The 24,013-nt window shown below is 70.9% G+C and carries 18 protein-coding genes; 14 read left to right on the top strand and 4 right to left on the bottom strand.

All coding sequences use genetic code 11. The annotated features are described in order from the left end of the window. Window positions 1-145: 145 nt before the first annotated feature. Window positions 146-571, top strand: a complete 426-nt coding sequence (locus tag OM076_RS13015; protein ID WP_270040392.1) for a PaaI family thioesterase — start codon at window positions 146-148, stop codon at window positions 569-571. Continuing rightward, window positions 568-1,701, top strand: a complete 1,134-nt coding sequence (locus OM076_RS13010; RefSeq protein WP_270040391.1) for a thiolase family protein — start codon at window positions 568-570, stop codon at window positions 1,699-1,701. Before OM076_RS13015 ends, OM076_RS13010 begins: the two co-directional genes overlap by 4 nt. Before the next feature lie 128 nt (window positions 1,702-1,829). Here the strand turns inward: OM076_RS13010 and OM076_RS13005 are convergent, their stop codons facing one another. Then, a complete protein-coding gene (locus tag OM076_RS13005; RefSeq protein WP_270040390.1) occupies window positions 1,830-2,969 on the bottom strand; it encodes an HD domain-containing phosphohydrolase in 1,140 nt (379 codons plus the stop codon). Between the two features lie 25 nt (window positions 2,970-2,994). Next, the gene (locus OM076_RS13000) at window positions 2,995-3,732 is read right to left on the bottom strand and encodes a helix-turn-helix transcriptional regulator (RefSeq protein ID WP_270040389.1); all 738 of its coding nucleotides are present in this window, start codon (window positions 3,730-3,732) and stop codon (window positions 2,995-2,997) included. 196 nt (window positions 3,733-3,928) lie between these two features. Here OM076_RS13000 and OM076_RS12995 point away from each other — a divergent pair, with 196 nt between their 5' ends. Together OM076_RS12995 and OM076_RS12990 are read left to right on the top strand one after the other, a co-directional pair. Then, entirely contained in the window at window positions 3,929-4,498 is a 570-nt protein-coding gene (locus OM076_RS12995; protein WP_270040388.1) for a TetR/AcrR family transcriptional regulator, read from the top strand. A 34-nt stretch (window positions 4,499-4,532) separates the two neighbouring features. Beyond that, window positions 4,533-5,258, top strand: a complete 726-nt coding sequence (locus OM076_RS12990) for a FadR/GntR family transcriptional regulator (RefSeq protein WP_270040387.1) — start codon at window positions 4,533-4,535, stop codon at window positions 5,256-5,258. On the opposite strand, the gene OM076_RS12985 is transcribed toward OM076_RS12990, so the two are convergent. Next, entirely contained in the window at window positions 5,255-6,253 is a 999-nt protein-coding gene (locus OM076_RS12985) for a sugar phosphate isomerase/epimerase family protein (RefSeq protein WP_270040386.1), read from the bottom strand. The genes OM076_RS12990 and OM076_RS12985 overlap by 4 nt on opposite strands. A 26-nt stretch (window positions 6,254-6,279) precedes the next feature. Here OM076_RS12985 and OM076_RS12980 point away from each other — a divergent pair, with 26 nt between their 5' ends. The 8 genes from OM076_RS12980 to OM076_RS12945 all read left to right on the top strand — a co-directional run bounded on the left by OM076_RS12980 (window position 6,280) and on the right by OM076_RS12945 (window position 17,410). Next, the gene (locus OM076_RS12980; protein WP_270040385.1) at window positions 6,280-8,430 is read left to right on the top strand and encodes an oxidoreductase; all 2,151 of its coding nucleotides are present in this window, start codon (window positions 6,280-6,282) and stop codon (window positions 8,428-8,430) included. Then, window positions 8,427-9,107: an SDR family NAD(P)-dependent oxidoreductase gene (locus OM076_RS12975; RefSeq protein ID WP_270040384.1), complete on the top strand. Its 681-nt coding sequence runs from the start codon at window positions 8,427-8,429 to the stop codon at window positions 9,105-9,107. The genes OM076_RS12980 and OM076_RS12975 overlap by 4 nt, the downstream gene beginning before the upstream one ends. Then, a complete protein-coding gene (locus OM076_RS12970; protein ID WP_270040383.1) occupies window positions 9,104-9,895 on the top strand; it encodes an enoyl-CoA hydratase family protein in 792 nt (263 codons plus the stop codon). Before OM076_RS12975 ends, OM076_RS12970 begins: the two co-directional genes overlap by 4 nt. Then, window positions 9,888-10,952, top strand: a complete 1,065-nt coding sequence (locus tag OM076_RS46030; protein ID WP_270040382.1) for an acyl-CoA dehydrogenase family protein — start codon at window positions 9,888-9,890, stop codon at window positions 10,950-10,952. Before OM076_RS12970 ends, OM076_RS46030 begins: the two co-directional genes overlap by 8 nt. After that, window positions 10,949-12,463, top strand: a complete 1,515-nt coding sequence (locus tag OM076_RS12960) for an AMP-binding protein (RefSeq protein WP_270040381.1) — start codon at window positions 10,949-10,951, stop codon at window positions 12,461-12,463. Before OM076_RS46030 ends, OM076_RS12960 begins: the two co-directional genes overlap by 4 nt. Beyond that, complete coding sequence (locus OM076_RS12955) at window positions 12,460-12,843, top strand: RidA family protein (RefSeq protein ID WP_270040380.1); 384 nt, start codon at window positions 12,460-12,462, stop codon at window positions 12,841-12,843. Before OM076_RS12960 ends, OM076_RS12955 begins: the two co-directional genes overlap by 4 nt. A gap of 42 nt (window positions 12,844-12,885) precedes the next feature. Beyond that, the gene (locus OM076_RS12950) at window positions 12,886-15,471 is read left to right on the top strand and encodes a PKD domain-containing protein (protein WP_270040379.1); all 2,586 of its coding nucleotides are present in this window, start codon (window positions 12,886-12,888) and stop codon (window positions 15,469-15,471) included. 115 nt (window positions 15,472-15,586) lie between these two features. Then, a complete protein-coding gene (locus tag OM076_RS12945; protein WP_270040378.1) occupies window positions 15,587-17,410 on the top strand; it encodes a plastocyanin/azurin family copper-binding protein in 1,824 nt (607 codons plus the stop codon). 52 nt (window positions 17,411-17,462) lie between these two features. Here OM076_RS12945 and OM076_RS12940 read toward each other — a convergent pair whose 3' ends face one another. Continuing rightward, window positions 17,463-17,987, bottom strand: coding sequence for a hypothetical protein (locus OM076_RS12940; protein ID WP_270040377.1), 525 nt, complete (start codon window positions 17,985-17,987; stop codon window positions 17,463-17,465). Window positions 17,988-18,340: 353 nt separating this feature from the next. On the opposite strand from OM076_RS12940, the gene OM076_RS12935 reads away from it, so the two are divergent. Together OM076_RS12935 and OM076_RS12930 are read left to right on the top strand one after the other, a co-directional pair. Continuing rightward, entirely contained in the window at window positions 18,341-21,721 is a 3,381-nt protein-coding gene (locus OM076_RS12935) for a ThuA domain-containing protein (protein WP_270040376.1), read from the top strand. A gap of 190 nt (window positions 21,722-21,911) precedes the next feature. After that, a complete protein-coding gene (locus OM076_RS12930) occupies window positions 21,912-24,002 on the top strand; it encodes an MMPL family transporter (protein WP_270040375.1) in 2,091 nt (696 codons plus the stop codon). The last annotated feature ends 11 nt before the right edge of the window (window positions 24,003-24,013 follow it).

Raw genomic sequence — 24,013 nt, 5'->3', positions numbered from 1 at the left:
CATGGGCGACCTCGACGGATTCTGGCGGGCCCCGCCCGCCTCTGCCGGGCCCCGGCAGGCGCACACGTACAACCAGTATGCAAACGCCTGCCGGGTACCGGCAGAGACGACCGTTGCATTCGCCAGCGATCCGCCGATCTCGCCCATGAGCACGCCCGGGATGCCGCCCACCGGCGATGAGGTCGTCGCCGAGGACGCCTGCCTCGACGGCGTCCTCGGGTTCGAGGTGGTGTCGATCGGCGAGGAGGAGGCGGTGGCGCGCTTCCCGATCGCCGACCGCGTCCGGCAGCGGTTCGGGCTCGTTCACGGTGGCGCGTACGCGGCGCTGGCGGAGATGCTCGCCACCGAGGCGACGGTCGCGCAGGTGCACGCCGACGGCTTCGCGGCGATGGGCATGTCCAACGACACGAGCTTCCTCAAGGGCGCGCGGGGCGGGTGGATCACGGCGCGGGCGCGGGTTCGCCACCGCGGCCGCACGACGTGGGTGTGGGAGGTCGACCACACCGACGACGAGGATCGCTTGGTCGCGATCTCACGTGTGACGATTGCGGTACGGTCGCAACAGAAATGAAGTTCGAGAACGCATACATCCCACTGCGGGCCGCCTGGTCGTCGCCGTTCGTCCGCTGGCAGGGTCCCGCGGCCGACGTCTCAAGCCTCGACGTCGCCGCGCAGGTGACCGCGCGGGCGCTGGACGAGCGGGGCGGCTTCGAGATCGACGAGCTCGTCCTCGGGCTCACGGTGCCGCAGAAGGAGTCCTTCTACGGCGCGCCGACGCTCGCCGCCCGCCTCGGCCTCGGCGCCGTGTCCGGGCCGCTGATCATGCAGGCGTGCGCGACCTCGGTCGCCGCCGTCCACGCCGCCGCGGCGGGTGGGACGGGCACGAGGCTCGTCGTCCTCACCGACCGCACGAGCAACGGGCCGCACATGGTCTACCCGAGCAGCGGCGGCCCCGGCGGCACGCCGCAGAGCGAGAACTGGGTGCTGGACTCCTTCGGCTGTGATCCCAACACCGGCGAGGGGATGCTCGCCACCGCCGAGCGGGTCGCTTCCCGGGGCGGCTTCAGCAAGGCCGAGGTCGACGCCGTCACCGCGCGTCGCTGGGAGCAGTACGAGGCGTCGCTGCACGGCTTCCAGGAGCGCTGGATGGTGCCGATCACCGTCGGCTCCAAGCGCAAGCCGACCGAGATCGACGCCGACTGGGGCATCCGCCCCGCGCCGCTGGACGCGCTGGAGGGCCTGAAGGCCGTCACCGACGGCGGCGTCGTCTCCTTCGGCTCGCAGACCCACCCGGCCGACGGCTGCGCGGGCCTGATCGTGACCTCCGAGCCGGCCGAGGTGCGGATCCTCGCCAGCGGCTTCGCCCGCGTGGGCAAGGGCGAGATGCCCAAGGCGCCGGTCCCGGCGGCTTCGGCGGCGCTGCACGACGCCGGCCTGTCGCTCTCCGACATCGACATCATCAAGACCCACAACCCGTTCGCGGTCAACGACCTCTGGTTCGCGCGCGAGACCGGCGCCGACGTCGACGCGATGAACCCGTTCGGCTGCAGCCTGATCTACGGCCACCCGCAGGGCCCGACCGGCGCCCGCGGGATCGTCGAGCTGATCTGGGCACTGCACGACCGCGGCGGCGGACGCGGCCTCTTCACCGGCTGCGCCGCCGGCGACACCGGCGCCGCGCTGGTCATCCAAGTCGGCTGACGCCGGCTTCAAGCCGGCCGACGCCGTCTTGCATACCGCATGCATACCGGGGTCTGACCCCGGTATGCATGCGGTATGCATCGCGTATACCGGGGACTGTCCCCGGTATACGACTGGTATGCATGACGTCAGTCGCGGGCTTCGAGCAGGGCTTGTTGCAGGGCCGCGAAGAGGCGGCGGGTGCCGGCGATCTCCTCGCGCTCGGCGCCCGTGCGCACCAGCGTGCGCACGCACACCTGCCCGAAGCGCTCCAGGAACGCGTGGCGCTCGAGCAGGCTGGCGGCGTGGCCCTGGGCGCGCAGCATCAGCGAGGTGGTGCTCTGCAGCGCGAGCACGTAGACGCCGCCCTCGCAGCTGGCACCGAGGTCGGTCATCCAGTCGAGCAGGTGATCGACCGCGCCGTCTGAGGCGAACCAGCCGGGCGGGCCTTCGCGGTAGATCGCCGCCGCGGCCGCCGCGGCCAGTTGGCGGCCGTGGGCGCGGAGGTTCTCGGCCAGGATCGGGAGCGGCGAGGCGGGCGGCTCGACCGGGCGGACCGTCGGGCGCACGCCGTTCTCGGCCGCGAGGCGGCGGACGGCGGCGAGCGAGAAGCGGCGGTGCCCGCCGGTGGTGCGGACGCTCGGAATCCGGCCCTCGTCGGCCCAGCGGCGTAGCCGGCTGGGGGAGATCGCCAGCGTCGCGGCGGCGGCCTGGAGCGTGATCTGCTTGTCCTCCGGCAACGGCGCCGGCTGCTCCTCCGGCGGCGACGGGTACCGCGCGCGGATTGCGATGGCCTCGTCGAGCGCGGCCAGGAACGTGTCGACGACCCGTGGGTCCAAGTGATGGCCGCGCTCGGCCTTAAGGACCTCGACCGCGCCCTCGATCGTCCCGGCGCCGCGGTAGTTGCGGTCGGTGGTCAGGGCGTCGAAGGTGTCCGCCACCGCGGCGATCCGCCCCGTGATCGGGATCTCCTCGCCGGCGAGGCCACGCGGGTACCCGGCGCCGTCGAAGCGCTCGTGGTGGGTGAGCGCGATCTCGGCGGCGGTGTCCAGCAGCACGACGCCGGAGCCCGCGAGCATCGCGTGCCCGAGCGCCGGGTGGCCCTCGAGCTCCCGCCGCTCGCTCGGCGTGAGCGGGCCGGGCTTGCCGGTGACGGCGTGCGAGACGGCGGCCATCCCGACGTCGTGGAGCCGGCTGGCGATGCGAATCAGGTCCGCGTCGAGGCCTAGACGCTCAGCCATGAGCGCGCAGTAGCAGCTCATCCGCTGCAGGTGGGAGCCGATCTCCATACTCCGCGGAGCCTCAGCCACGAACCTACTCCACGCGATCGAGCGCTGTGCCGCCAACTAGTCCATACGCGCGGGCGACCTGCGCGAGTGCCGCGCGGCCGGTGACGTGGAGCTTGGATTGGATGCGCGCGCGGTGCCATTCGACGGTGCGCACGCTGAGGTGGACCTGCTCGGCGATCTCGCGGTTGGTGTGCCCGAGCGCGAGCAGCGCGAGCACCTCGCGCTCGCGGCGGCTGAGCCGGTCGGGCGCGGGAAGGTCCGCGTCGGCCGGGTCCGGCGGCGGGGCCATCGTCACCGACTCGTCCAGGCCGAGGGCGATCACATCCGCGACGGTCTGGATCAAGCGCAGCTCGGCGGGCGCGAACGGGCGCGAGTCGCCGCGCCGCAGCACCTCGACCTGCCCGAGGATCCGTCCGCGCGCCCGCATCGGAGCCATGAACTCGGCGCCCAGCCCAAACCTCTCAACGTACGCCGAAACTTCACGCCGCGTTCCGGCGGGGTGACGCTGTCCCAGCAGGGGTGAGAGCAGGGCGGCCGCTTCGGAGCAGGCATCCGAGATCGCGACCGGGGTGAGGTTGCGCCCACTCAGCAGCGACACGATGCAGGCGTCACCGACGATCGCGGAGATCCGCTCTGCGCCGACGTTTGCGAGCGTTCCGGCGGGGACGGCATCCGACGCGACCGCGTCGAGGAGGCCGGTGATGAGCGCGCCGTGATCGGGCTCCGGAGAGAAGCCCTTGGCGCTGACGAGTTCTTCGATCAAGTGCGGCAGTTACTGAGGCATGACAACGTGCTCACAGGATCAGTAGCGGATTCCGACTAACCCAACAAGCATCGGCAAAATTGCTAACCACTGTAAATTTGCCTTCAAATGTGCTCACCGGGTAGCGTGGGAGCCAGTGGAAACCACTGGACTTAGGGAGCGCAAGAAGGAGCGGACTCGAGCGACGATCGCGCGGGTGGCCCTCGAGCTCTTCGCCCGCGATGGCTTTGCGGCGACGACGCTGGCCGCGATCGCCGAGGGTGCCGAGGTCTCCCCGCGGACCGTTTCCACGTACTTCCCCAGCAAGGAAGGGATCGTATTCGCGGCCTATGAGGATGCGATCGCGCGCCTCGTCACCCGCCTCGCCGCCCGCGAACCTGGCGCGTGTGTGGTCGCCACCGTGGGCGACTGGGCGCGGGTCGAGGCGTCGCTGCAGGACCCGGTCTCCAGTGCAACGGTCCGGGCGCGGGTGACCGATGGGCCGGACTTCGCCCGGCTGCGGCAGGCCGCCATCGCCCGCGACCCGGATCTGTGGGCGCTGGAGCGCGGCCATGTGCGCCCGCTGACCGACGCCGTGGCCACGGCGTTCGCCGAGGAGTTCGCCATCCCGGCGGACTCGTTGGCCGTCCGGCTCGCCGCCGAGACGACCACCGTGGCGCTGCTGGAGGCCAACGCGCGCGCCGCGAGGGGTGATTCGCCGTTCAACGCGCTGTTGGACGACGTGCTGGCCTTCGTTCGCGGCGGAGTCGCCGCGCTCAGGAAATGATTTGACCATTGGGCTGGCGTAGGATGGGCGCCAGATGTCCGCCTCAGAGGTCCCGAGCCCGCGCTTCGCACCCGCCAGCGTCGATGCGAGTCACCAGATCGCGCTCGAGATCCGGCGCTATCTCGAACGCGAGGGGCTTCAGCCCGGCGACCGGATCGGCACCGAGCAGGAACTCGCGACGGAGTTCGGCGTCTCGCGGCCGACGCTTCGGGAAGGCCTGCGGCTCCTCGCCTCCTCGCACCTGATCCGCGTCGGCCGGGGGCGCGCCGGCGGCATCTTCGTCGCGCGCACGCCCAGCGAGGGGATGAGCCGCAACGTCACCGAGTCGATCTCGATGATGCTCGCGACCGAGACCGTGTCACTCAGCGAGCTGCTGGACGCGCGCATGTTCCTCGAGGTCCCGCTCGCCGGCCTCGCGGCGGCCAACGCGACCGAGGAGACGGCCGCGGCACTGCAGGGCGCGATCGACGAGGCGGCCGACCACATGCCGGGCACCCCGGCGTTCAACGAGGCGGACAAGCGCTTTCACCAGATCCTCGCCAAGGCCGCCGGCAACGAGCTGCTGCTCGCCTTCACCGGGTGGATCCTCGACGTCCTGCAGCCGCATCTGATCGAGAAGATCTCCCCGCGGGTCGACGGCGCCGAGATCCTGCGCCAGCACCGCGACATCCAGCGCGCCGTGCGCCGGCGCCAGTCGGCGGGGGCGGAGAAGGCGATGCGCGCCCACATCGCCTATCTCCAGCAGACGCTTTCAGACTAAGGGCGCTCGAAGGCGGCGTCGAACGCCACCGTGGAGGGCGAGAAGTCGGTCGAGCGCACGAACGCCAGCGCGTCCGGCGCGCCCCAGTCGCGGTCCATGCCGGAGTCCTCCCACTCGATCGAGAGCGGACCCTGGTACCCGATCCGGTTCAGGGCGCGGAAGAGCTCCTCGAAGTCGACATCGCCGTGCCCGGGGGACACGAAGTCCCAGCCGCGCGCCTCTTCGCCGAAGTTCAGGTGCGAGCCGAGGATCGACCGGCGCCCGTCCAGGCGCTTGATCGAGTCCTTGACGTGCACGTGGTAGATGCGGTCGGCGAACTCGGTGACGAACGCGGCGCTGTCGAGGAACTGGTGCTCGAAGTGCGACGGGTCGAAGTTGATGCCGAAACCTTCGCGGTGGTCCAGCGCGGCGAGCGTCTTGCGCGTCGTGACGAAGTCGTAGGCGATCTCGGTGGGGTGGACCTCGAGCGCGAACTTCACGCCCTCGGCGTCGAACACGTCGATGATCGGCGAGAAGCGCTCGGCGAACTCCTCGTAGCCGCGCTCGATCTCCTCGAAGTCGTTGGGCGGGAACGAGTAGAGCATGTGCCAGGTGGGCGAGCCGGTGAAGCCGGTGACCGTGGTCACGCCGAAGCGGGCCGCGGCGCGCGCGGTGTCCTTGAGCTTCTCGGCGGCGCGCTGCCGGACGCCCTCGGGATCGCCGTCACCCCAGACGTCGGGCGGGACGACGCCCTGGTGGCGCGAGTCGATGCGATCGCAGACCGCCTGGCCCACGAGGTGGTTGCCGATCGTCCAGACGTTCAGTCCGTGGCTCTCGAGCAGCTCGCGCCGCTCGCGGCAGTAGTTGGCGTCGGTCAGCGCGGCGTCGACGTCGAAGTGGTCGCCCCAGCAGGCGAGCTCGAGGCCGTCGAAGCCCCAGGCGCCGGCCTTCTCGGCGAGCTCGGTGAGCGGTAGGTCGGCCCACTGGCCGGTGAACAGAGTGACGGGTCGTGCCATAGAGGGGCGAAGCATATGATCCGGCCATGCGGATCGCGATCGCGGGTGGAGGCCCGGGTGGGCTGTACCTCTCGATCCTGCTCAAGCGCCTGGACCCGGCGCACGACGTGGTCGTCCACGAGCGCAACGCGCCGGACGACACGTTTGGCTTCGGCGTGGTGTTCAGCGACGAGACGCTTGCCGCCTTCGAGGCCGCCGATCCCGAGTCCTACGCGGAGATCACGCGGCGGTTCGTGCGCTGGAGCGAGATCGACGTCCACTACCGCGGCGAGGTCATCACCAGCGGCGGCCACGGCTTCTCGGCGCTGGGTCGCAAGCAGCTGCTGCACATCCTGCAGACGCGGGCGGCCGAGCTGGGGGTGGACCTGCGGTTCCGGTCGGAGGTGACCGCTTTGGACGGGGACCTGGTGGTCGCCGCCGACGGCGTCAACAGCACGCTGCGCTCAGGCGCCTTCGGCACCACGCTCGACCGGCGCCGCGCGACCTACGCGTGGTTCGGCTCGCCGCACGTGTTCGAGGCGTTCACGTTCCTGATCGCCGAGACCCCGCGCGGCGTCGTGCAGGTCCACGCCTATCCCTACAGCGACGCGATGAGCACCTTCATCGTCGAGTCGACCACCGCGACGGGGCTCGACAAGGCGGCGTGCGAGGCGCTCTTCGGCTACGAGCTGGTCGAGAACCGCACCCGCTGGATCAACTTCGTCACCGTCCGCAACGAGCGTTGGCGCGACGGGAACGTCGTGCTGCTCGGCGACGCGGCGCACACCGCGCACTTCTCGATCGGCTCCGGGACCAAGCTGGCCATGGAGGACGCGATCTCGCTCGCCTGGGCGGTCCGCAACGGCGACATCGACGCCTACGAGGCCGAGCGCCGCCCGATCGTCGAGAGCACGCAGCGCGCCGCGCAGGGGTCGCTGGAGTGGTTCGAAGGCATCGGGCGCTACACGAAGCAGGACCCGCGCACGTTCGCGTTCAACCTGCTCACGCGCTCGCGCCGCATCACCCACGGCGAGCTGCGGATGCGCGACCCGGACTTCGTGGCGTCCCTGGGCGACGCGGTGCCGATGTTCACGCCGTTCCGCCTGCGCGGATTGGAGCTGGCCAACCGCGTCGTCGTCTCGCCGATGGACATGTACAGCTCCGTCGACGGCACGCCGGGCGACTTCCACCTGGTGCACCTCGGCGCGCGGGCGATCGGCGGCGCCGGGCTGGTGATGACCGAGATGATCTGCACGAGCGCCGACGGGCGGATCACGCCCGGGTGCGGCGGGCTCTATGCGGATGAGCACGTGGGCGCGTGGCGCCGGATCGTCGAGTTCGTGCACGAGCACTCGCGCGCCGCGATCGGGTGCCAGCTCGGGCACGCGGGTCGCAAGGGGTCGACACAGGTGTTGTGGGAGGGCGAGGATCAGCCGCTGCCCGAGGGCAACTGGCCGCTGATCGCCCCGTCGCCGCTGCCGTACCTGCCCGGTGTGAGTCAGGTCCCGCGCGAGATGACCCGCGCGGACCTGGATGCGGTCCGCGAGGACTTCGTGCGCGCGACCCGGCGGGCGGACGCGGCCGGCTTCGACCTGCTCGAGATCCACATGGCGCACGGGTACCTGCTGAGCGAGTTCCTCTCTCCGCTCACCAATGTGCGCTCCGACGAGTACGGGACCGATCGCGCGAAGTTCCCGCTCGAGGTGTTCGCGGCGTGCCGTGCCGTCTGGCCGGCCGAGAAGCCGATGAGCGCGCGGATCAGCGCCACCGATTGGGTGGATGGCGGCTTCGACGGCGACGACGCGGTCGCGTTCGCGCGGCGGCTGGTGGAGGCGGGCTGTGACATCGTCGACGTCTCGACCGGCCAGGTCTCGCCCGACCAGCAGCCCGCGTACGGCCGCTCCTACCAGACGCCGTACGCCGACCGGATCCGCCACGAGGCGGGCATCCCGGTGATCGCCGTCGGCGCGATCTCCAGCTACGACGACGTGAACACGATCATCCTCGCGGGCCGCGCCGACCTCTGCGCACTCGCTCGCCCGCATCTGTGGGATCCGCACTGGACCCTGCACGCCGCCGCCGAACAGGGAGTCGACATGCACTGGATCCCGCAGTACCGGTCAGGGTCGCGCGCGCCGAACACCGGCAAGGACGTGCGCCGGATGCCGCTGCGCCGCTTCGACGAGGTACCCGCGTGAAGGTCGTGATCACCGGCGGCAAGCGCGGGATCGGCACGTCGATCACGGCGCACTTCGAGGCGCTCGGCCATGACGTCGTCCCGCTCGCCAGCGCGGATCTCGACGTGACCGACGAGGCCGCGGTCGCGCGCGTCTTCGGCGAGCTCGGCCCGGTCGACGTGCTGGTCAACAACGCCGGCGTCTCCTCCAGCGCGCCGCTGAAGCGCACGACGCTCGACGAGTGGCACCGCCAGCTGGACGTCAACGCCACCGGCGCGTTCCTGTGCACGCGCGCGGTGCTCGAGGGCATGCGCTCGCGGGACTTCGGCCGGATCGTCACGGTCGCGTCGCTCGCCAGCCACGTCGGCTCGCGCTACACGTCGGGCTACACCGCCTCCAAGCACGCGGTCATGGGGTTCATGCGCTCGGTCGCGGCGGAGGTCGCCGGCACGGGCGTGACCGCCAACTCGGTCTGTCCGGCGTACGTCCGCAGCGACATGACCGACGCCACGATCGCGAACATCGAGGCACGCACCGGGCGCGCAAACGGGGAGGAGGCGCTGGCGAAGATGGCCGCGCTGGGGCGGCTGATCGAGCCCGAGGAGGTGGCGTTCGCGGTCGCGTTCTTCGCCGCACCGGAGGCGGGTGCGATCAACGGCCAGTCGCTGATCATGGACGGCGGCGGGATCCAGCAATGATCACGGCCGAGCACTTCGCGTGGGAGCTGCGCGACGGCGTCGGGCACGTGACCCTGACCGGCGCGGAGCGCAAGAACCCGCTGACGTTCGAGTCCTACGCCGAGCTGCGCGACACGTTCCGAGCCTTGTCCTACGAGGACGATGTCAAGGTGATCGTCATCTCCGGGTCCGAGGGCAACTTCTGCTCCGGCGGCGACGTGCGCGACATCATCGGCCCGCTGACCGAGATGGACATGCGTGGCCTGCTGCGCTTCACCCGCATGACCGGTGACCTGGTGAAGGCGATCCGCTCGTGTCCCCAGCCCGTGATCTCGGCGATCGACGGCGTCTGCGTGGGGGCGGGGGCGATGATCGCCACGGCCTCCGACATGCGGCTCGGCACGCCGCGGGCGAAGATCGCGTTTCTGTTCACGCGCGTGGGCCTCGCGGGATGTGACATGGGCGCGTGCGCGATGCTGCCGCGGATCATCGGTCAGGGCCGCGCCGCCGAGCTGCTCTACATGGGGCGCTCGATGGGCGCCGAGGAGGCCGAGCGCTGGGGCTTCCTCAATCGCCTGGCCGACCCGGTGGAGGAGGCGGCGTTCGACCTGGCGGCGCAGCTCGCGTCCGGGCCGACCTTCGCGCACTCGATGACCAAGACGATGCTCGACCAGGAGTGGGACATGTCACTCCCGGCCGCGATCGAGGCCGAGGCGCAGGCACAGGCGATCTGCATGCAGACGCAGGACTTCGAGCGCGCCTACCACGCGTTCCTGGCGAAGGAGAGGCCGGTCTTCGAAGGTGATTGAGTGGCCGTTCTTCGAGGAGCGCCACCGCGAGTTCGCGGCGTTCGCCGCCGCGCACCTGCCGGACGCGGTCGAGGAGGACCTGGACGCGCGCTGCCGCGGGTTCGTGCGTTCGCTGGCACGGGACGGCTGGCTCTCGCACGCGGTGGGCCCGGCATTGGACGTGCGCACGTTGTGTCTCGCGCGCGAGACCCTCGCCCGCTACGACGGACTGGCGGACTTCGCGTTCGCGATGCAGGGGCTCGGTTCCGGCCCGATCTCGCTGTTCGGCACGGACGACCAGCGGGCGCGCTACCTGCCCGCGGTCGCGCGCGGGGAGAAGATCGCGGCGTTCGCCTTGTCGGAGCCGGACGCCGGCTCCGACGTGGCGGCGATGACGACGACGGCGTCGGGCGGCCGGCTCACCGGGACGAAGACGTGGATCTCCAACGGCGGGATCGCGGACTTCTACACCGTGTTCGCACGGGGTGAGGCCGGGATCAGCGCGTTCATCGTCGAGGCGTCGGAGGTGGAGATCGCCGAGCGCATCGATGTCATCGCGCCGCACCCGCTGGCGACGCTCGTCTTCGACGACACGCCGGCGGAGCCACTCGGCCCGCCCGGGGCGGGGATGAAGGTGGCGCTGTCGACGTTGGACGTCTTCCGCTCCACGGTCGGCGCGGCCGCTCTGGGCTTTGCGCGGCGGGCGCTGGACGAGTCGCTCGCGCGCGTGCGCTCGCGTGAGCTGTTCGGTGGTCCGATGGCCGAGTTGCCGCTCGTGCAGGCCAAGCTGGCCGAGATGGCGCTGGGGATCGATGCCAGCGCGCTGCTCGTCTATCGCGCGGCGTGGGCGAAGGACACCCACGGCGGGCGGGTCACGCGCGAGGCGGCGATGGCCAAGCTGCACGCGACCGAGTCCGCCCAGCGCACGATCGACGCGGCGGTCCAGCTGCACGGCGCCCTCGGCGTCACCGCCGGTCATCCCGTCGAGACGCTCTACCGCGAGATCCGCGCGCTGCGGATCTACGAGGGTGCGTCCGAGGTGCAGCAGCTGATCATCGCCCGGGAGCTCCTGCGATGACCGACACGTTCGCCCGCGACCACCTGCCGCCGGCTGATGCCTGGCCGGATCTGCTGGTGCTCGACGGGCCTTCGCGCGTCAACGCGGCGGTCGAACTGCTGCGCCACGAGGGTGTCGCGATCGCCGGTGGGTGGAGCTACGAGGAACTGGGCGAGCGGGCCTCGGCGGTCGCGGCGGAGTTGCGCGTCGAGCCGGGCGAGCGCGTGCTGCTGCACTCGCCGAACACGGCCGAGGCGATCGCGGCGTGGCTGGGGATCCTGCTCGCGGGCGGGATCGTGGTGGCGACGATGCCACTGCTGCGGGCGGGGGAGATCGCCAAGGTGATCGCGAAGGCACGTCCGTCGGTCGCGCTCGCGCCGCGCGAGTTGGCGGGTGAGGTGGTGCGGGCGGGCGAGCTGGTGGGCGTCGCGCCCGCGGGCGGCGATGTCGCCGCCCCGCTCCGCGTCCTCGCGCTCGAGGACCTCCCGGCGCGCGGGGCGTTCGAGCCCGCCGACACGGCCGCCGACGACGTCGCGATCATCGCCTTCACCTCCGGCACGACCGGGGCGCCCAAGGGGTGCGTGCACTTCCACCGCGACCTGCTGGCGTCGTGCGACACGTTCGCCAAGCGGGTACTGGACCCGCAGCCGAGCGACATCTTCAGCGGCACGCCGCCGCTGGCGTTCACCTTCGGCCTCGGCGGCCTCGTGCTCTTCCCGCTGCGCTTCGGCGCCTCGACCGCGCCCGTCGCCAAGCCCGGTGACATGCTGCACGCGATCGGCGAGCGCGGGATCACCACGCTCTTCACCGCGCCGACGGCGTACCGCTCGATGCTCGCGCAGGAGGTGCCGGACTGCCTGCGCACGTGCGTCAGCGCGGGTGAGCCGCTGCCGGCCGCGGTCGCCGAGGCGTGGTACGAGAAGACCGGCATCCGCATCGTCGACGGGATCGGCTCGACCGAGATGCTGCACATCTTCATCGGCTCCCCGGCCGCCGAGTCGCGGCCGGGCTCCTGCGGGCGGCCGGTGCCCGGCTACGAGGCGCGGATCGTCGACGAGGACATGCGCACGCTGCCGCCCGGCGCGGTCGGCAAGCTCGCGGTGCGCGGGCCGACCGGCTGCCGCTATCTCGACGACCCGCGGCAATCGGCCTACGTCCGCGACGGCTGGAACCTGACCGGCGACGCGTTCTCGATGGACGCGGACGGCTATTTCTGGTTCCAGGCGCGCACCGACGACATGATCATCTCCTCCGGGTACAACATCTCCGGCTTCGAGGTCGAGGCGGCCCTGCTCGAGCACCCGCTCGTCACCGAATGCGCGGTCGTCGCCACGCCCGACAGCGAGCGCGGGCACGTCGTCAAGGCATATGTCGTGGTCTCCGAAGCGGTCGAGGCGGGTGTGTTGCAGGATCACGTCAAGGCGCTGATCGCGCCCTACAAGTACCCGCGCCGGATCGAGTTCGTCGACGCGCTGCCGCGCACCCCCACGGGGAAGGTGCAGCGCAACGTGCTGCGGGAGCGTTCGTCGTGAGGCGCCTGCAGCCGCCCGGCTGGCCGGAGCCGCGCGGGTACGCCAACGGCATGCTCGCCGAGGGGCGCCTGGTGTTCGTGGGCGGGCAGATCGGCTGGGACTCGCGCGGCGTCTTCGCGCCGGATCTCGCCGGCCAGGTCCGCCAGGCGCTGCTGAACATCGTCGCCGTGCTCGCCGAGGCCGACGCCAAGCCCGAGCACGTCGCGCGGCTGACCTGGTTCATCACGGACCGCGAGGACTACCTCGCGCGCCAGAAGGAGATCGGCGCGGCGTATCGCGACGTCATGGGCCGCCACTTCCCCGCGATGGCCGTCGTGCAGGTCGTCGCGCTGGTCGAGGCCGAGGCGAAAGTCGAGATCGAGGCGACGGCGGTCGTGTAAACGCGTCTCCGCGTGGCCGGGGCGGGCTACGGTGACTGCCGGATGTTCAGGGTCCTTCGTCGCGTGGCCGCGGTTGCGGGTGTGATCGGTGCGGTCGCGCTCCCGTCAGTCGCGCCCGCGCGCGAGGTGACCGTCTGCGACTCGTCGACGACCGCCGTCGGGCGCTGCGACGCGCGGCGGCCCTCGCCGTCGATCGCCACGGCGCCGGCGGCACCGCATGCCGGCTCGCCCGTCGTGCTCTCGGCGGCGAGCCCGGGCCGCGGAGTCACGTACGCGTGGGACCTGGACGGCGACGGCGAGTACGACGATGGCAACGGCGCCCACATCACCACGACGTTCGCCACGGGCACCGCCACCGTTGCGGTGCGCGCGACCGACGCGGACGGGCGCCATGGAGTCGAGACGCACACGCTCGCGGTGCACGCCGCCAACGTGCGTCCGGGAGGGCGGTTCGAGGTCCTGACGCCTTCGCCGGGGCCGGCGCGGGTGACCGACGTGGTCGTCGACGGGACCGACGCGGACGGGCAGGTCGTGCGCATCGACCTCGACCTCGACGGCGACGGCGTCTACGAGCAGCAATTCTCGTTCGCGACCGGCGACGTGGCGCACGTCGAGCATGGACTGCGAGACCCGATCGTCGGTACCCACACGTTGCACGCGCGCATCGTCGACGACGCAGGGGCGACGGCGACGCTGACGACCACACTGCAGGTGCATCGGGACAACCTCCCACCGCGCGTCGAGGTCGCGGTCACGCCGGCCGTGCCGCGGCCGGGCGAGCCGGTCGTCGTATCCGCCACCGCGATCGACCCTGACGGGCCGGACGTGGGCCTGGCGTTCGACCTCGACGGCGACGGGACGTACGAGACCGAGGCCGGCCAGGCCACGAGCGTGATGACGACCTTCGCCGCCGCCGGCCTGCACCAGGTGGGTGTGCAGGCGCGCGACGACGAAGGGCTGCGGGCGGTGAGTCGCGAAAGCGTGCAGGTCGACACGCTCGCGGGCCCGCCGTTTGAGATCGCACCGCCGACCGGGCCCGTGCGGCCGGGCGTGGCCACGGCGTTCAGCGCGCCCGGTGCGGTGGCGTGGGACATGGATGCCGACGGCGCCTTCGACGATGCGGTGGGGGAGACACCCGCGTACGCGTTCGGCACGGCCGGGACGTTCGCGGTGCGGGCACGGACCGCGGCGGGTCGTGTGGCGATGCGAACCGTCACGGTCGTCGCGGATGCCGGCATCGCTCCCGCGGTGACCGCGCTGGACCTGCCGCCGGTGATCCGCGCCGGCCTGCCGACCCGGTTCGCGGCCGCGGGGCTCGATCCGGAAGACGATCCGGTCTCGCTCACGTTCGACCTCGACGGCGACGGCGCGTTCGACGAGGTGCCCGCGGTGGTGGGCGGCGAGTACGAGTGGACGTTTCCCGATCCGGGCCCGATCACGATCGCGGTGCGGGCGACCGATCCGACCGGGCGTTCGGGCGTCCGGACCGCTGAGATCGAGCCGACGACCGCAGCCCTCGCGCCGGATGTGCGGCTTGAGATCGGTCCGCTGGTCGCGGGGCAGCCGACGCCGCTGGGCGCGGACGTTCCGGATGGCGCCACGGTCGCGTGGGACACCGATGGCGACGGCGCCTTCGACGACCCGGCGACGTTCACGCCGCCGGCCCCGGGCGAGTACACGCTCCGGGTGCGGGTCGAGGGCGGCGGCGGCGTGACCACGGTCGCTCGCACCGTGACGGCGGGGACGCGCCCGCCGGTCGCGGCGTTCTCGACGTCCGACGACACGCCGGAGGCGGATCAGCCGGTGACGCTGACCGCCGCGGCGACGGACCCCGACGGAGGCGCGGAGCCGACGCTCGCCTGGGACCTCGACGACGACGGGGTATTTGACGACGGAACCGGCAAAACCGTGTCGGCCGCATTCGCGGCCGGGGATCACGACATCGGGCTCGAGGCGCGCGATCCGGGTGGAGATGTCGGTATCCGCTACACGACGCTGAGCGTGCTCGCCGCGGCCACCCCGACGCCGACCGCTACGGCGACGGCAACGGTGACGGCGACCGCCACGCCGACGGTCACCGCGACGGCCACGGCGACGACGACTGCGACCGCCACGCCGACTTTCACGGCGACCGCGACGGCCACGCCGACCGCGACCGCGACGCCCGCGGCCACCGCGACTGCTACACCGGGCGCGACAGCGCTTCCGACCGCCGAACCCACGCCCAGCGCCGCCCCGCTCCCGACCGCGACGCCTGGGCCGCGGACGGTGGACCGGTCGCCGCCGGGGCTCGCCGCCACGCCGCGGTCGGCGACCCGGACGGCGCTGCTCGCCCACGGCGTGCGGGTCGAGGCCCGTTGCTCGGAGGCCTGCACCTTCACCGTCGTGGCGTCCGTTGACCGCACCACCGCACGGCGGCTCGGGCTCGGTGGGACGCGTGAGCTCGGCCACGTGCGCAAGAAGCTCGGCGCGCGGGCGCGGACCGCGGTCGGGCTGCGACTCTCCACGCGCGCGAGGCGAGCGGTCGAGCGCGCGCGCTCGCTGCGGATCTCGCTCGCGTTCACCGCGGTCGACGCGGCGGGAAACCGGACCGTCGCGTCCGCAGTTTTGGCCGTGCGTCGTCACTGAGTTTCATCTCGCTCTAACTTTTGCGGGTTAGGTGCGCAAAAGTCGTTGACTTGTGCTGGGTGCGTCCGTAGGCTTCCGCGCGGTTCGCAGTCCATCGGAGGGGGAAGTTGTCGGTATGAGGAAGACGTTCTTGCCGTGGTTGGTATGCGCGGCGGTCGCCGTCGTGGGCGTACCGGCCTTGGCTTGGGGGCAACCAACAGACGCGGTTCAGTCCGCTGCGCCGCCTACGGCCGCCTTCCACACGGGGGACAACTTCTTCCAGGACGACGCGGGCACCACGGGCGATAGTCAGGTCGAGATCGCGGTCGGCGGCACCGTGACCTTCCGGTCGCCGTCGGGCAGCGACTCCAACTTCGCGCCGCATAACGTCGTCTTCTTCGACGAAAGCCCGACGCCGAGCGTCTGCAACCAGACGGTGCAGTCGCCTGACGCCGTCGGCACGCCGCTGGACGCCGACGGCGTCGCGCCGATGCCGGCCTTCCCGATCCCGCCCGGCTGGCAGGGCTACTGCACGTTCAACAAGGCGGGCACCTACACGTTCTTCTGCTCGGCGCACGGCGCCGAGATGACGGGCACGATCGTCGTGTCGGACTCGGCGACGCCGACGCCGACGCCGACGGCCACGCCGACCTCGACGCCCACGCCTACGCCGACGCCGACCGCGACGCCTACGCCGACGCCGACCGCGACGCCCACGCCGACGCCGACCGCGACGCCGACGCCCACGCCGACCGCGACGCCGACGCCCACGCCGACCGCGACGCCCACGCCGACCGCGACGCCGACCGGCCCGCGCATCGACGCGCACGACGGCACGCACAACTGGTTCCAGGACGCCTCGCAGTCCAGCGAGACGGACAACAGCGTCACGATCACGGCCGGTGAGCGGGTGACGTTCGCGTACCCGTCCGGCACGAGCGCGCACAACGTGACCTTCCCGAGCGGACCGGCGCCCGCGCTGTGCCCGCAGACGAAGGCCGCCACGGTGGTCGGCAGCGTCGACCCCAACGATGCGCCCCCGATGCCGGCGTTCGCGCAGCCGTCGGGCTGGGAGGGCTACTGCACCTTCACCACGCCGGGCACGTACACGTTCGTCTGCGGGACGCACCCGGAGATGACCGGCACGGTCATCGTCCAGGCGGTGTCGACGCCGACTCCTACGCCGACGCCGACTCCTACGCCGACGCCGACTCCTACGCCGACGCCGACTCCCACGCCGACGCCGACTCCCACGCCGACGCCGACGCCGACGCCGACGCCGACTCCGACGCCGACTCCCACGCCGACGCCGACACCCACGCCGACGCCGACACCCACGCCGACGCCGACTCCCACGCCGACGCCGACTCCCACGCCGACGCCGACTCCCACGCCGACGCCGACACCCACGCCGACGCCGACTCCCACGCCGACGCCGACACCCACGCCGACGCCGACGGCCACACCGACCGTCACACCCACGCCGTCGCCCACCCCGACCCCGACGCCCACGCAGACGGTCACGACGGGCAACGTCACCGGCAACGTCTCCCCGACGCTGTCGCTCATCCTGGGCAACTCGCCGGTCTTCGGCGGGCTGGTGCCGGGCATCGCGGGTGACTACACGGCGACGCTGTCGGCCGACATCACGAGCACTGCCGGCGACGCGACGCTCACCGTCTACGACGCGAGCGCCGACGCGGTCGGGCACCTCATCAACGGGGATCGCTCGCTGCAGCAGCCGATCCAGGCGCAGGCGACCAACGCCGCGCACCCGACGTCGGTCTTCGCGCCGGTGACCGGGCTCGCGACGCCGCTGACGATCCTGACCTACGCGAAGGAGATCGCCCACGACGCCGTGACGATCTCGTTCAAGCAGTCGGTCAGCGCCAACGAGCCGCTGCGGAGCGGGACGTACAGCAAGTCGCTGACGTTCACGCTCTCGACGACGACGCCGTAAGGCAGTCACGTCAGGCGCCGCGGCGGTCACTCGACCGTCGCGGCGCCGGCGTCTACTTCAGCTGCTCGGAGCGGGGCCCGAAGATGCTCATCCCGCGAATCCCGCGCTGGCCGAACGAGCGGTCGGTGACGAGGTAGTACACCGCGCGGGAGCCCGGGGCCACCGAGTCCGCCTTGTTGGGCTGAATCGCGCAGACCTTCTTCATAAGCTCGTCGTACGTCTGCGTCGTGGTGCGCGGCTCCACCGGCGGCCACTCATATTGCAACGCGTCGCACGCAAAACGTGCCTCGGTGCCCTGCCCCGTCGCGATCGCGTTGGCATCCTTGGCGAAGGTGACATCGCGGATGCGGTCGGGGATGGCGCCCTTCGTGTTGTCCGCCGTCACCCGGTGGTAGTCGACCGCCGGATAGCCGCTCTTGGCTCGGAACGCTTCGAGGCTCTTCAGCGTCGGGTCAGACGCCGCCGGGACGAACGTCTCGACCTTGAGCTTCATGCCGTTTTCCGTGTCCCCGCTGACGATTTTGCCCGCGGTGACCTTGGGCGGATCTTTGTCTCCGCCGCAGCCGGCGAGCATCACCGCGACCAACGGGACACTGGCTGCTGCCCTCAATTGCGCTCTGCGCATGGCTCTCCTCAAACCTCGATGACCGAGCGCCAGCCTAGCCGGGCAGATGAGTGGAACGGACACATGAAAAGTCCTCATGAGAGGTATTTGCCTTTTGCGAGCTTTAGACGCAAAAGTCCGTTGACACCCGGTACGAAGGCGATTAGCATCGGCCGCGCCAGATCGGAAAGTCTGGGGCGTCCCTGCCGCAGTGCGGGGGGACGGGGGTTATGTCTCCGGAGGAGGGAGTGGGGATGGGAATGTCCAGGGCGGCAGTGCCGCCTGTCTCACGGAGGGTGCGTCGGTCGCTCGCGCTAGCAGGCGCGATGCTCGCGACCGCCGCAGCAGGGGCTGCGCCCGCACTTGCGGACGCAGGAAAGGTGCTGGTCTTCACCGGCACGGCAGGAACAGCGAATCCAGTTAGCGCTGACGCGGCCAACGCGATCAAGGCGCTCGGAACGACGAACAACTTCACGGTCGACACGACCGCGGCAGCGACGGACATCAATGCGACGAAGCTCGCGGGCTACCGCGCCGTCGTGTTCGTGAACTCCTCGGGCGACGTGCTCGACACCGCCGGGGAGTCCGCGCTTCAGTCTTACGTGCAGAACGGCGGCGGCTTCGTCGGTATCGGCGAGACGGCGCTGCTCGAGCAGGGCAACGCGTTCTTCGACCAGCTCATCGGCCTCACGGGCGCCGCGCGCACCGCGGGCGCGGCCACCACGTCGTCGCAGGACGTCGAGTTCCTCGACCGGGTCCACCCGGCGACCAAGGCGCTCCCGCTGCTCAAGAAGGACTACACCGACTCGTGGTACTCGTGGACCAACAACCCGACGGGCAATGTCCACACCGTCGCCCGCGTGCGCTTCAACCGCGTCCCGGACGGCTCGACGGTCACCAATGACGCGGTCACCCGCTTCACGGGCACGACCAACACCAACCAGCCGCAGCTCGAGCGCCCGGTCTCCTGGTGTCGTGACATCCAGTCCGGCCGCTCGTTCTACACCGGCCTCGGCGGCACGACCGCCGCGTGGTCCGACAGCGACATCACCGGCCACATCCTCGGCGCCATCCAGTGGGCCTCGGGCATGACCCGCGGCAACTGCAAGGCGACCATCACGTCCAACTACCGCACCACGCGGCTGACCCCGCCGAACCCGACGACGACGTCGAACGCGTACGTCGGCGAGATCGACGGCATGTCGATCGCCAAGGACGGCCGCGTGTTCTACGCCGGCCGCGCGGTCTGCTCGCAGGGTCAGAGCCAGATCAACAACTGGGCGACGACGAACGTCGCGCTCGGCTGCGGCACGCTGCACGTGTGGGATCCGAGCACCCCCGGCGCGGGCACTGAGAACCAGGATCCGGCCAAGGTCACCAAGATCGGCGAGCTGCAGGTCTTCGGCGCCAAGGGCGGCGGCCAGGAAACCGGCGCGACGTCCAAGACGGAGCAGGGCATCCTCGGCATCTCCCTGGATCCGGACTTCACCAACGGCCGTCCGTACATCTACATCCAGTACCACCCGTACTTCGGCGGCGAGCAGGGCTACCCCGTCGGCTCGATGCAGGGTGGCGCCAAGTCCTTCGGCCCGGGCTTCGTCCGGCCCGACTACATGGGCGAGCGTCGCCTGTCGCGCTTCACGTACGACAACGCGACCAAGTCGCTCGTGCCCGGCTCCGAGAAGGTCATCCTGCACTGGATGACGCAGGTCTTCTCCTGCTGCCACCTCGGCGGCTCGATGGACTTCGACTCCAAGGGCAACCTGTACTTCGCCACCGGCGACAACACGGGCAACACGCCGAACGCCACCAACGGCGGCTACCAGAACTCCGACCCGACGTTCACGGTCCCGTGCCCCGGCACGCCCACCAACGTCTACACCGCGACCGGCTGCGGCATCACTCAGCCATGTGCGGACAAGACCGTAGGCGGTGAGGCGCGATGCGGTCACATCAGCTATGGCGATGCCCGGCAGACGTCGGGCAACACCAATGCCTACGAAGGCAAGCTGCTCCGGATCCATCCGATGGCGGATCCGGGTGACACGCCAGGCATCGGGACGACGTACACGATCCCTGACGCAAGTGCGCCAAACGGCCCGCAGCTCTTCCCGCCCGACAGCCAGGCGGTCAAGGACGGCAAGGCCAAGCCCGAGGTGTTCGCCATGGGTACGCGCAACCTGTACTCGATCGACGTCGACTCCAAGACCGACAAGGTCGCGACCGCGTGGGTCGGCCCGGACCAGGGCACCGACAGCACCACGTACGGCACGTCCAAGACCGAGAACGCGGCGCTCCTGGGCGCGGCCGGCAACTACGGCTGGCCCTACTGCCAGGGCGGCAACCGCCTCAACTACCGCGCGAAGCTCCCGAACCCCTCGGCCAGCAACGGCGGCGCCGGAGCCAACCTCTCCGACAACATCCGCGGCACGGTCGGCGGCGGCGCCGACGGTCAGACGGGCGCGTACTGGGACTGCAGCAAGTCCCTGCCCAACGACTCGCCGTACAACACGGGCCTGACGGACATCCCGGCCCCGAAGCCGACGAACATCTGGTACGGCCAGAACGGCGGCTGCACGAACTACCAGCGCAACGCCAACGGCGTGATCGTCGTCCCGGCCAACAGCAACACCACCGCGGCCCCGGCCGTGTACCGCGAGTGCCCGTTCGCCTTCGGTGGCAGCCAGGCCCCGATGACGGCCGGCATCTACCGCAAGCCGGCCGGTAGCGCGCCCAACGCGTGGCCCGCCTACTGGGATGGCCGCTGGTTCCTGTCGGACTTCGCGGGCGCGAACAACATCCGTCACGCGCTCCTGATGGACCCGGCGAACGACACCAAGGGCGGCCTGCCGATCTCGGCCGACTCGCTCTACGGCATCATCCCGACGAGCCTCTTCGGGGCGAACCGGACCATCGACCTGGACTTCGGTCCCGACGGCGACCTCTACGTCGCCAGCTACTCGGGCTCGAACTTCACGATCTCCAACAACAACACCGGCCTGTGGAAGTTCTCCTACGTCGGTGGCGACGACACGCCGGGCCCGGATCCCCAGGCCGCGACGACGACGTCGACGATGGTGAACTTCAACATCGGCAAGTCCGGCGGCATCTCGTACGCCTGGACGTTCGACGACGGCGGCACCGCGACCGGTGCCACCGCCAGCCACATCTACAAGACCGGCGGGACCCACAAGGCCACGCTGACGGTGACCTACGCCGACAACACGACGTCCAGCAAGGACGTCACGGTCGAGGTTCCGCCGACGGTCTCCACCACGATCGGCGCCACGGTCACCCCGACCCTGTCGCTGGTCCTCGGCGCGACGGCGCCCGGCTTCGGCCAGTTCGTCGCCGGCGTCGCCAAGACCTACGACGCGCAAACGACGGCCGACATCGTCTCGACGGCCGGCAACGCGACGCTGACGGTGTCCGACATCGGCACCATCGCCCCGGGCCACCTGGTCAACGGCAACGGCACCTCGGTGCTGGCGCAGGCGATCAAGGCGCGGGCGACCAACGTGGCGAACCCGAGTACCACGTTCGCCGACGTGTCCGCCAACCCGCTGACGCTCCTGACCTACCCGATGGAGATCAGCCATGACGCGGTGACGCTGCAGTTCCAGCAGCCGATCGCCGCCAACGACGCCCTGCGCTCGGGCTCGTACTCCAAGACCCTGACGTTCACGCTGTCGACGACAGCACCGTGAGGATGCCGTGGTCCGCGGCGGCCGCTGAGGCCGCCGCGGGCCGCGGACCGCGTCACTCGTCCCCGGCTCGCACTGGTCAGCGAGCCGGGGACGATGTCGTTTGCAGCGCTCATCTCAACCCTCGATACTGCCGCGCCCAATGATCGGACGGATCTCTAACGCTGCCCTTGGTAGGCGCTCACGCTGGGTCGTGATCGGCGTCTGGGTGGTGCTCGCCCTCGGACTGGGCTGGCTGCAGCCCAAGCTGCAGGCGAAGGCGGCTGACGAGAGCGAGACGTTCCGTGCCCGCGGTGCCGAGTCCACGCTCGCGCACGAGCAGCTCAAGCACAACTTCCGCGAAGGGCGCTGGTCGACCTCGGTCCTGGCGTTCGTCGCCGACCACGGGGACGTCGGCGCGCAGCAGGGCAAGGTCGCGACGGCGCTCGACACGCTGTGCGGGACCGCGACGCTGCCGGACCTGCAAGGCATCGGGGCGCCCAACAGCATCGCCTGCGGCGATATCGGGCACACGCTCGGCCCGCAGATCCCGCTCTCCGCATTCTCGTCCGACGACCCGCCGTCGATGGTGCTCACGTCCGTGTTCAACGGCAAGGACGACACCGACTCGATCGTCCGCGACGTCACCGCGATCCGCAAGATCGTGCCACCCGCGGACGGCAAGCCGCTGGCCGCGTACGTCACCGGTCAGGCGGGCTTCGACGCCGACCGCGCGCTCGCCGTCGAGGGCATCGACGGCACGCTGCTGGCGATCACCGGCGTACTCGTGCTCGTCCTGATGCTGATCACGTACCGCTCGCCGATCATCGCCGGGCTGATGCTCGCCGTCGTGGTCGTCGCGTATCTGGTTGCGACCGGGCTGCTGTACGGGCTCGTGGAGATCGGTGCCACCACCGTGAGCGGCCAATCGACCGCGATCCTGATCGTGCTCATGTTCGGTGCCGGCACCGACTACGCGCTCCTGCTCGTCTCGCGCTACCGCGACGAGCTGCGCCGGAGCGGCGACATCGACGCGGCGATCGCTCGCGCGTGTGAGCGCACCGCGCCGGCGATCCTCGCCTCCGGCGGCATCGTCGTCGCGGCGATGCTGGTGCTCGGCCTCGCCGACTTCAACGCGACCCGCGAGATGGGCCCGATCCTGGCCCTGGGCATCTTCGTGATGCTCGCCGCCGCGCTGACGCTGCTGCCGGCGGTGCTCTCGGTGCTCGGCCGGCGCGCGTTCTGGCCGGTGCACCCGCCGGTGGAGCCCGATCCCCAGCCGAACGTGTCGCCACGCTGGAAGCGCATCGGCGAGCTCGTGCGCCGGCGCCCGGCGCTGCTCGCCGGCGTGTGCATCGGGATCCTCGTCATCGGCGCGCTCGGCAACCTCAGCGGTCGCGGCTATCTGACGATCAATCAGCAGTACCACGACCCGCCGGAGTCCGTGCAGGCGCAGGAGCTGATCGCCAAGCGCTTCCCGCCCGGCCGCGTGGCGCCCGTCGACGTGGTCACGCCCACCGACACGGTCGACGACCTGTCCAAGCTGCTCGGCCGGCAGAAGGTCATCTCCAGCGCCAACACCGACTCCCAAGCCCTCGACGGCAAGCACATCTCGATGCAGGTCGTGCTCAACCTGGACCCGTTCTCACGGCGAGCGATGGACGAGATCCCGAAGCTGCGCGCCAAGATCAAGCGCCTCCCCGGAGGCGACAAGGTGGTCGTGGGCGGCATCACCGCCGAGCAGCACGACAACCTCGCCGCGCTGCGCCGCGACGCGAAGCTGATCGTGCCGCTGGTGCTCGTCCTGATCCTGCTGATCCTGATGGCGCTGCTGCGCGCGGTGGTCGCCCCGCTCTACGTGATGGGGACGGTGATCCTGTCCTTCGGCTTCGCGCTCGGGGCCTCGTCGCTGATCTTCACGCACGTCTTCGGGCAGCCCAACTCGGACCCGAACCTGTCGATCTTCGCGTTCATCTTCCTGGTCGCGCTCGGCGTCGACGACAACATCTTCCTGATGACCGGCATCCGCGAGGAGCACGCGCGCGGGCTGGCCACGCGCGACGCGGTCATCTCCGGACTGCTGCGCACCGGCGGCGTGATCACCTCGGCAGGGTTGATCCTCGCCGGGACGTTCGCCGCGCTGATGGCGCTGGACCTCGTCGCGCTGTTCCAGGTGGGCTTCACCGTGACGCTCGGGCTGCTCGTGGACGCGTTCCTCGTCCGCACCTTCCTCGTTCCGTCGCTGGCGTACCTGCTCGGCGAACGAAATTGGTGGCCTTCTCGCAGCGTGACCGATGACTTCTGACGCTCATCGGC

The sequence above is a fragment of the Solirubrobacter ginsenosidimutans genome, from assembly GCF_027587205.1.
The sequence above is the reverse complement of the archived record's forward strand: the minus strand, read 5'-3'. Positions and strand labels throughout refer to the sequence as shown.